This is a genomic window from Streptomyces sp. (genome assembly GCF_050698815.1).
Taxonomy (GTDB): Bacteria; Actinomycetota; Actinomycetes; order Streptomycetales; family Streptomycetaceae; genus Streptomyces.
In genome coordinates, this window is record NZ_JBOHCV010000274.1 from 1 (window position 1) to 3,901 (window position 3,901).

Here is a 3,901-nt window from a genome sequence, read left to right on the forward strand (position 1 = left end):
GACCAGCAGCGCGGCCACCGCGGCGATGAAGACGACGCCGATGCCCGCGTAGGCGAACGAGCGCAGGAAGAAGGGCGGGAAGAGGAGCAGGGCCGCCAGCGCCGCGACGACCGTGGCGGCCGAGAAGGCGATGGTGCGGCCGGCGGTGGTCACGGTCGTCCGCAGCGCGTCCGCCACCTCGGCGCCCTCGGAGAGCCGCTCGCGGAAGCGGCTGACGATCAGCAGGCCGTAGTCGATGCCGAGCCCGAGTCCGAGCGCGGTGGTGAGGTTGACGGCGAAGACCGAGACGTCGGTGATGCTGCCGAGGACGAAGAGTTCGGCGAAGGTGCCCAGGATGGCGATCAGCCCGATGGCCAGCGGCAGCAGTGCCGCCACGACACTGCCGAAGGCGACGACGAGCAGGATGAGGGTGACCGGGACGGCGATGGCCTCGGCGACGGCGAGGTCGGCGGAGACCTGGCCGGAGATGTCGTTGTTGAGCGCGGCGCCGCCGCCCGCCCGTACCTCGAGCGGGCCCTGGCCCTCACTCCAGGTGTCGGTGATCTCCTTGGTGTGGTCGGCGACGTCGCTGCTGTCACCCTTCACATGGGCGAGGACGAGCGCCTGGGTGCCGTCCTCGGAGGTGAGGGCCGAGCCGCCGGGGCCCCAGTAGGAGGAGACGTGGGAGATCCGCGGCTCCTTCTTCAGGCCCGCGGTCAGCCGGCGGCCCGCTTCGCGGGCGGCGGCCGAGTCGAGGTCGCCGCGCTCGGCGCGTACCAGCAGCACGAGGTTGTCCTCACCGCCGAACTTCTCCTCGATCACCGTCCGGGCGCGGCTGGACGGCGCGTCGGGATCCTCGAAGCCGCCGCCCTGGAGCTTTCCGAAGGCGCCGAATCCGATGGCACCCATGGCCACCACGGCGATCAGGCTGAGCAGGAGCAGAGCGCGTGGCCGGTGCAGGGCCAGCTCTGCGATACGTCGGAGCACGGTCGTCCCCCCATGTGCAGTGTTCGCGCCGCGGATGTTTACGGTGTCAACATGAATATTGCCACCGCATGTTAATAGTGTCAACATCGGGCAGGATGGAAGCATGGCGGACATGGAGGCGAGTGCCGGTGTGAGCGGTGGGCCACGGACGGGAGCGGAGGCGGACCGGAGTACGCGCGGCGCCAAGGGCGCCTATCACCACGGCGACCTGCGCAACGCACTGATCGAGGCGGCGACCGACCTGGCCCGTGACGGCGGGCCGGAGGCCGTGGTGCTGCGCGCCGCGGCCCGCCGGGTCGGGGTCTCGCCGACGGCCGCCTATCGCCACTTCGCCGGCCAGGCGGAGCTGCTGCACGCGGTCAAGGAGCTGGGGCAGCAGCGTCTGACGGAGTCCATGGAGGCCGGGGCGGCGGTGGTTCCCGGTTCCGGTCCGGGGCCGGCCGAGGAGCGGGTGCGCGCCATCGGGCGCGGCTATCTCGCCTTCGCCCTGGCGGAACCCGGGCTCTTCCGGGTCGCCTTCTGCCGCGACCCGCTCAGGATGAGTTCGCCGGACGGGTCGCTGGACCCCGCCGAGGAGGGCAGCTGGGCCTTCCGCTCGTTCGACATCCTGGTCCAGGCCCTGGACGCCCTCGTCGAGCACGGCCGGCTGCCCGCGGAGCGCCGGGCGGGAGCGGAGCTCACCGCCTGGGCGACGGTGCACGGCCTGGCCATGCTCATCCTCGACGGCCCCCTTTCCCAGCTGAGTGCCGAACAGACTCACGTGGTGGCCGAGCGTGCCTTCGACGCCGTCATCGCGGGCTTCACGGCTCCCTGACCGCCAGAGCCGTCCGCCTTCCTGGCCGGCATGTGCCCGCAAGGGACTGACGCACGGCGCGGGCTCGGAGGTGGGTCCAGGTCGAGCGTTTCCGGATGAGTGAGCGGCGCGTCGTGCCCCGTCCCGCCGGCCGCCGGTCGCCTCGGCAGGCCCATGCGGCGTGTCCGAAATAGGATGTTTTTACTTAGCGGTGTAGAAACGGGGATGTGACGGCAATGGCTACTGGCAGCACGTGGTGACTGCGGAGGCGGACGCGCACGCGCGTGCCGTCCTCGCCAAGGCCGCGCGCGAGAACTTCCCGGTGGCGCCCCGTTTTCTGCCGAGGGAATGGCGCGAGGACCTGATGGCCGTCTACGGCTACGCCCGCCTCGTCGACGACATCGGTGACGGCGATCTCGTTCCCGGTGGCCCAGACGCCGCGTATCTGGGCCTGGAGCCCGACTGGGGGAGTGATCAGGGTGCGGACCGGCTCGTGATGCTCGACGCACTGGAAGCCGGCCTCGGTCGCGTGTTCGACCGTAGGGGACCGGCTCCGGTGCACCCGCTGCTGCGGGCGCTGGTGCCCACCGTGCGCCGCCGCGGCCTCACCCCCGAACCCTTTCTGGCTCTGATCGAGGCCAACCGCCAGGACCAGAAGGTCCGCCGCTACGACGACCGCGGCGAACTGCTCGGCTACTGCGAGCTGTCCGCCAACCCCGTCGGCCGACTCGTCCTGGCCATCACCGGCACCGCGACCCCCGAGCGGATCCGGCACTCCGACGACGTGTGCACCGCGCTGCAGATCATCGAACATCTTCAGGACGTCGCCGAGGATCTGACCCGCGACCGCATCTATCTCCCGGCCCAGGACATGGCCCGCTTCCACGTCTCCGAGGCCGACCTCGCCGCTCCGACCGCCAACGCGTCCGTACGGGCCCTGCTGGCCTACGAGGCCGAGCGGGCCCGGCTGCTGCTGATGGCGGGCGAGCCGCTCGTGGCCAGCGTGCACGGCCGGCTCAGGCTGCTGCTCGCCGGGTTCACCGGCGGCGGGCGTGCCGCTCTGCGGGCCATCGGCCGCGCCGGATACGACGTGCTCCCGGGACCTCCCCGAGCCACCAAGCGCGGCCAGTTGCGCGAGGTGGTCGCAACATTGCGCAGAGAGGGGTGAGCGGACCGTGGACAGAGTGCGGGCCGTACCGTACGCGTCGCCGGCAGTGGCGGCCGCCTACAGCTACTGCGAGGCCGTCACGGGAGTGCAGGCCCGCAACTTCGCCTACGGCATCCGGCTGCTGCCGGCCGGGAAGCGACGGGCGATGTCGGCGCTCTACGCCTTCTCCCGGCGCGTCGACGACATCGGCGACGGCATCCTCGAACCGGCCGCCAAGGAGTCCCGGCTCCAGGACACCCGGGAACTGCTCGACCGGATCCGCGCGGGTGACATCCAGCACGACGACACCGACCCCGTAGCCGTCGCCCTCAGCGACGCGGCGCGCCGGTACCCGCTTCCGCTGGGCGGACTCGACGAACTGATCGACGGGGTGCTGCTGGACGTGCGCGGCACGGTCTACGGCGACTGGGACGACCTCAAGGTCTACTGCCGCTGCGTGGCCGGGTCGATCGGAAGGCTGTCCCTCGGCGTGTTCGGAACACTGCCGGGGGTGCGGGAGGCGACCCGCGCCCCCGAATACGCCGATACCCTCGGGCTTGCCCTCCAACTCACCAATATTCTCCGTGATGTACGGGAAGATGCCGACAACGGACGTATGTATCTGCCTGCGGAGGATCTTGAAAAGTTCGGCTGCTCCGTCGGTTTTCACAGCGACGCCGCACCCGCCGGAAGCGACTTCGCCGGGCTGGTGCACCTTGAAGTCCAGCGCGCCCGGGCACTGTTCGCCCAGGGGTACCAGCTGCTCCCGCTGCTCGACCGCAGGTCCGGTGCCTGTGTCGCCGCCATGGCCGGGATCTACCACCGGCTGCTGGACCGGATCGCGGCCGACCCGCAGGCCGTGCTGCGGCAGCGAGTCTCGCTGCCCGGCCGGCAGAAGGCCTTCGTCGCCGTGCGCGGGCTCTCCGGCATCGACGCCCGGCACGCCGCGCGGCGGAGCGGGCGCGCATGACCGGGCCGGAGACGCACAGGAGGAC

General features: G+C 71.3%; 4 protein-coding genes. 3 read left to right on the top strand and 1 reads right to left on the bottom strand.

Annotated elements, in window-relative coordinates; genetic code table 11:
- The coding region (locus tag ACRDP3_RS09975; protein ID WP_431516511.1) for an MMPL family transporter at positions 1 to 966 on the bottom strand (966 nt) is incomplete at its 3' end.
- A 103-nt stretch (positions 967 to 1,069) separates the two neighbouring features.
- On the opposite strand from ACRDP3_RS09975, the gene ACRDP3_RS09980 reads away from it, so the two are divergent.
- The 3 genes from ACRDP3_RS09980 to hpnD all read left to right on the top strand — a co-directional run bounded on the left by ACRDP3_RS09980 (position 1,070) and on the right by hpnD (position 3,876).
- Entirely contained in the window at positions 1,070 to 1,780 is a 711-nt protein-coding gene (locus ACRDP3_RS09980; protein WP_431516512.1) for a TetR/AcrR family transcriptional regulator, read from the top strand.
- Between the two features lie 235 nt (positions 1,781 to 2,015).
- The gene (hpnC, locus tag ACRDP3_RS09985; protein ID WP_431516514.1) at positions 2,016 to 2,927 is read left to right on the top strand and encodes a squalene synthase HpnC; all 912 of its coding nucleotides are present in this window, start codon (positions 2,016 to 2,018) and stop codon (positions 2,925 to 2,927) included.
- 7 nt (positions 2,928 to 2,934) lie between these two features.
- Positions 2,935 to 3,876: a presqualene diphosphate synthase HpnD gene (gene hpnD, locus ACRDP3_RS09990; protein WP_431516513.1), complete on the top strand. Its 942-nt coding sequence runs from the start codon at positions 2,935 to 2,937 to the stop codon at positions 3,874 to 3,876.
- Positions 3,877 to 3,901 lie beyond the last annotated feature (25 nt).

What these genes read in the sequence shown, in the direction of transcription:
- ACRDP3_RS09980 (WP_431516512.1), top strand. Translation starts at nt 1,070, where the DNA reads ATGGCGGACATGGAGGCGAGTGCCGGTGTGAGCGGTGGGCCACGGACG.